This window comes from Nocardiopsis sp. TNDT3 (assembly GCF_003427465.1).
Taxonomy (GTDB): domain Bacteria; phylum Actinomycetota; class Actinomycetes; order Streptosporangiales; family Streptosporangiaceae; genus Nocardiopsis; species Nocardiopsis dassonvillei.
This window is the reverse complement of the sequence record NZ_QPFC01001304.1, coordinates 1-3,609: the sequence shown is the minus strand read 5'-3', so window position 1 is coordinate 3,609 and position 3,609 is coordinate 1. Positions and strand designations below refer to the sequence as shown.

Below are 3,609 nucleotides of genomic sequence, written 5' to 3'. Positions count from 1 at the left end.
CCCGGTGCCGCCCGTCGGCCCGGTGCCGCCCGTCAGTCCGGTGCCGCCCCGGTGCGCCGCCCACGGCGCGAACGGGCGAGGCCGTGGGCCGTGCGGAGCAGCTCCCGGGCCGCCTCCCCGGTCCGCGGCCCCGGGTTCACCACGGCGAGCCAGCCCAGGCCGCCGTAGACGGGGTGCGCCACCACCGTGTCCGCCGCGCTCGGGTCCGCGTCCGGGTCGGCCGGCTCGCGCGGCTCGCGGCCCGTCCAGCTGACGAAGGCCTCCCTTCCGGCGGCGACGTTCAGGCGGAAGACGCCGGGCCGGTCCAGGCGCGACGCCCGGTCGTCGGGGTAGTCCTTCGTCACGATGGTCGCGAAGGGCTGGGTCGCGGTGGGGACGACGCCGTCGGGCGCGTAGTAGAAGAACGTGTCGCCCCAGCTGAGTTCGGGCGAGCCGTCGCCGGGCTGCGGCCTGAGGGTCAGTACGCCCTCAAGGCCCTCCAGGAACGCGGTGATCTCTTCGATGCTCATGTGTTCCAGCGTTACATTCATGTGGTTGTGGAGACTTTCCCCGAAGAGTGCGAGGTGGGGGAGTGGGAAGTCGCAACTCGACCGCCATGCGCACGGTCGACGTGGCCCGGCGCTCCGGGTACTCCGTCCAGCAGGTGCGCAACCTCGAACGCGGCGGTGTGCTGCCCCCGGCGGCGCGCACGGCCTCGGGTTACCGCGTCTACACCGAGGCGCACGTGTGCTCGGCCCTGGCCTACCGGTCCCTGGCCGCCGGGACCGGCCCGGTCGAGGCCGGGCGGATCGTGCGCGCCGCGCACGGGTACCCGGCCTCGGACCTGCTCGCCCTCCTGGACGCCGCGCACGCCCGGCTCCACGCCGAGCGCCGGGAACTCGGGCTGGCCAGGCAGGCCGCGGAGGCGATCGCCGCGGAGCCGGTCGGGGACGTCCGCCCGGCGGACTCCATGGGCGTCTCCGAACTCGCCGCCGCGCTCGGAGTGAGGCCCTCGACGCTGCGGCACTGGGACGCGGAAGGGCTCGTCGTGCCCGGCAGGACCTCCCCCGGGGGAACGCGGAGGTACTCGCCCGCCGACGCCAGGGACGCGCGGATCGTCCACCAGCTGCGCATGGCCGGGTACCGCATCGCCCCGCTCCGTGCCCTGATGCCGCAGCTGCGCCGCGCGCACCGGTGGGACGAGGTGATGGCCGCGCTGGCCGCCCGGGACGCGAGCATCGACGCCCGGTCGGCGGCCCTGCTCGAAGGCGCCGCCGCGCTCGGCGCCCTGCTGCGGTCGGCGCGGACCCCGGGCACGGGGCCCACCGGTGCGGGACCTGCGGATACGGAGCCCGCGGTAGCGGACATCCCGGGTACGGGGGCTCGGGACCCGGGGCCCTCAGGCGCGGGACCCGAGTCCCCGGGCCCTCACTCCGGAGCCTCCGACAGGGGCCGCAGCCCGACGGCGAACTCCACGCCCCCGTCGTACTCCGACTGACGGAGGGCGCCCACGTCGGCGAACATGCCCTCGACCTCGTGCCCGAACAGGTGGGTCAGCGCCAGGGTGAGGCCGCCCAGGCTCTCCCGGCCGGGCATCAGCAGCCCGACCTCGGTGCCCTCCCCGTACTCCACCAGCTCCACGCCCTCCGGCAGCGGGGACGGGGAGGACCCGGCCTCCGCGACCGGCACGCACACCCGGTAGCCCGCGCCGTCCGGCCCCGGCTCCAGGCTCTTCCACCACCGGCCGTCGGCGCGCCACCCGAGCTCCTCGACCAGCGCGCCGAGCCGCCCGGCCAGGGCGTGCACCTCGGCGCGCTCCCGGTCCAGGTCGAAGTCCCCGTCAGGGGAGAGCGCGGTCACCCCCGTCAGGGCCGTGCGCGCCCGCCGGGGCCGGACCTCCACCCTCGGCTCCCACGCCAGGACCGCGAGGGCCTCCGCCAGCGCCCGGTCCTGGGCCTCCCGCTCGCGCCGGAGGTCCTCGGCGTGCCGGCGCAGCGCGTCCGGGGCCAGGCCGGGGTCGTCCACCACGCGCCGGACGGCGTCCAGGCCCATGCCTGCACGGCGCAGGGTGACGATCCGCCCGGCGCGCTCGATCTGGTCGACGGTGTACCAGCGGAACTGCGTGTCCTCGTCCACGCGGGCCGGGACCAGCAGCCCGAGGGAGTGGTAGTGGCGCAGTGCCTTGTGCGAGAGGCCGGTGAGTTCGCTGAAGGAACCGATGGGAAGCATGGTTCCACTGTGGCTCCTCCCCCCAGGGGAGGGGCAAACGGGCGCTCCGGGCTCGCCGACGCCCCGGCGCGGGGCGCCGTCGGTCAGTCCTTCCGGTCCCCGCGGCGGGCCTGGAGGGCGGCCCAGACGAGCGGGACCTGGAGCGGTACGCGGCCCCAGGCCACGAGGCGGTTGTCGGCCGGGCCCCGGAGCCTGCCCGTACCCGAGTCGAGGGCCATCCGGACGTTGGCGGGCCACACGGCGAGCAGCAGGGCCGCGCTCGCCGGTCCGGCCCACGCCCTGCGCGTCAGCAGCCCCGCGCCGCAGACCAGTTCGGCCGCGCCGCTGCCGTGGACCCACGCGCGCGGCGCGGGCAGGGAGCGGGGCATGATCGCCTGGAAGGGTCCGGGCGCCGCGAGGTGCAGCACGCCCGAAGCCACGAACAGGACGCCGAGGGCGTGGGGAGCGGCTCCGCGCACCCGGTCGAGCAGTCCGCCGCGCCCGCGCTTCACCTGCATGGAGTCCTCCTCCGGTGGGTGGACACCGACCCTACTCTTCGGTAATCCCACGGCCCGAGACGACCCCGCGGACAGCGCCCCGTTCCTCCCCTCGGCGGGAACGCGGGCGCGCCCGCCGGGCGGCACAATGTGGGGTATGGACCAGCCGACGACGTACACCGCCCCGGTTTCCCGTGAGCCCGAGGAGGAGACGGCCACCCTGGCGAGGGTGACCGGGGAGACCGGCGGAGACCTCGTGCTGCGCCGCGTGGGCGCGCACTACGAGATCTACTCCAACGGCGTCTTCCTCATGGACACCCGCGACGGCACCTCCGAGCGGGAGATGGTGCGCGCCAGCCTCGCCGCCCTCCCGGCGGGCCGCTCGCGCTCCCGGGTGCTCATCGGCGGCCTGGGCGTGGGTTTCTCCGCCCGCGAGGCCCTGGAGCACCCCCGGGTGGCGGTGGTGGACGTGGTGGAACTCGAATCCCACGTGATCGCCTGGCACGACGGGGAACTGGGCGAGGCCGCCGAGTACGTGCACCGGGACCCGCGCTGCCGGGTGGTCAACGCCGACATCGTGGCCTGGCTGGAGGAGGCGTCCTCGGCCGCGGCCCCCGTCCGCTACGACGCGATCTGCCTGGACACCGACAACGGGCCCGACTGGACGGTGGTGGAGAACAACAACCGCCTCTACGAGGCGGCCGGGCTGGACCGGCTCACCCGCCTGCTCGCCCCCGGCGGGGTCCTGGCCTTCTGGAGCGCCAACGCGGTGCCCGCCTTCGAGGAGTCGCTGCGGGGCAGGTTCGCCTCGGTGGAGGTCATCGAGGTGCCGGTCGCCCGCGGCGTGCCCGACACCGTCTATCTGGCGCGCGAGCCGCGCTGAGGCGGGCGGCCGCGTTCGCGGCGGTGCCGCCCGCCTCAGCGC

At 76.0% G+C, this 3,609-nt stretch carries 5 protein-coding genes; 2 read left to right on the top strand and 3 right to left on the bottom strand.

From position 1 onward, the window contains the following. Positions 1-32: 32 nt before the first annotated feature. Positions 33-509, bottom strand: coding sequence for a DUF6194 family protein (locus DQW06_RS27155; protein WP_117199561.1), 477 nt, complete (start codon positions 507-509; stop codon positions 33-35). A 62-nt stretch (positions 510-571) separates the two neighbouring features. Between DQW06_RS27155 and DQW06_RS27150 the strand changes: the two genes are divergently transcribed. Next, a complete protein-coding gene (locus DQW06_RS27150) occupies positions 572-1,477 on the top strand; it encodes a MerR family transcriptional regulator (protein ID WP_232833180.1) in 906 nt (301 codons plus the stop codon). Here the strand turns inward: DQW06_RS27150 and DQW06_RS27145 are convergent. Continuing rightward, positions 1,408-2,208 carry a MerR family transcriptional regulator gene (locus DQW06_RS27145; protein WP_117199559.1) on the bottom strand — a complete coding sequence of 267 codons (801 nt, stop codon included), beginning with the start codon at positions 2,206-2,208 and terminating at the stop codon, positions 1,408-1,410. The genes DQW06_RS27150 and DQW06_RS27145 overlap by 70 nt on opposite strands. A gap of 83 nt (positions 2,209-2,291) precedes the next feature. After that, a complete protein-coding gene (locus DQW06_RS27140) occupies positions 2,292-2,705 on the bottom strand; it encodes a hypothetical protein (RefSeq protein ID WP_013156371.1) in 414 nt (137 codons plus the stop codon). 136 nt (positions 2,706-2,841) lie between these two features. Here DQW06_RS27140 and DQW06_RS27135 point away from each other — a divergent pair, with 136 nt between their 5' ends. Next, a complete protein-coding gene (locus DQW06_RS27135) occupies positions 2,842-3,567 on the top strand; it encodes a spermidine synthase (protein WP_041553447.1) in 726 nt (241 codons plus the stop codon). Positions 3,568-3,609 lie beyond the last annotated feature (42 nt).

Excerpts from the sequence above, each read along its gene's own strand:
- DQW06_RS27155 (WP_117199561.1), bottom strand. The coding sequence starts at position 509 with ATGAGCATCGAAGAGATCACCGCGTTCCTGGAGGGCCTTGAGGGCGTA.
- DQW06_RS27145 (WP_117199559.1), bottom strand. The coding sequence starts at position 2,208 with ATGCTTCCCATCGGTTCCTTCAGCGAACTCACCGGCCTCTCGCACAAG.
- DQW06_RS27140 (WP_013156371.1), bottom strand. The coding sequence starts at position 2,705 with ATGCAGGTGAAGCGCGGGCGCGGCGGACTGCTCGACCGGGTGCGCGGA.
- DQW06_RS27135 (WP_041553447.1), top strand. The coding sequence starts at position 2,842 with ATGGACCAGCCGACGACGTACACCGCCCCGGTTTCCCGTGAGCCCGAG.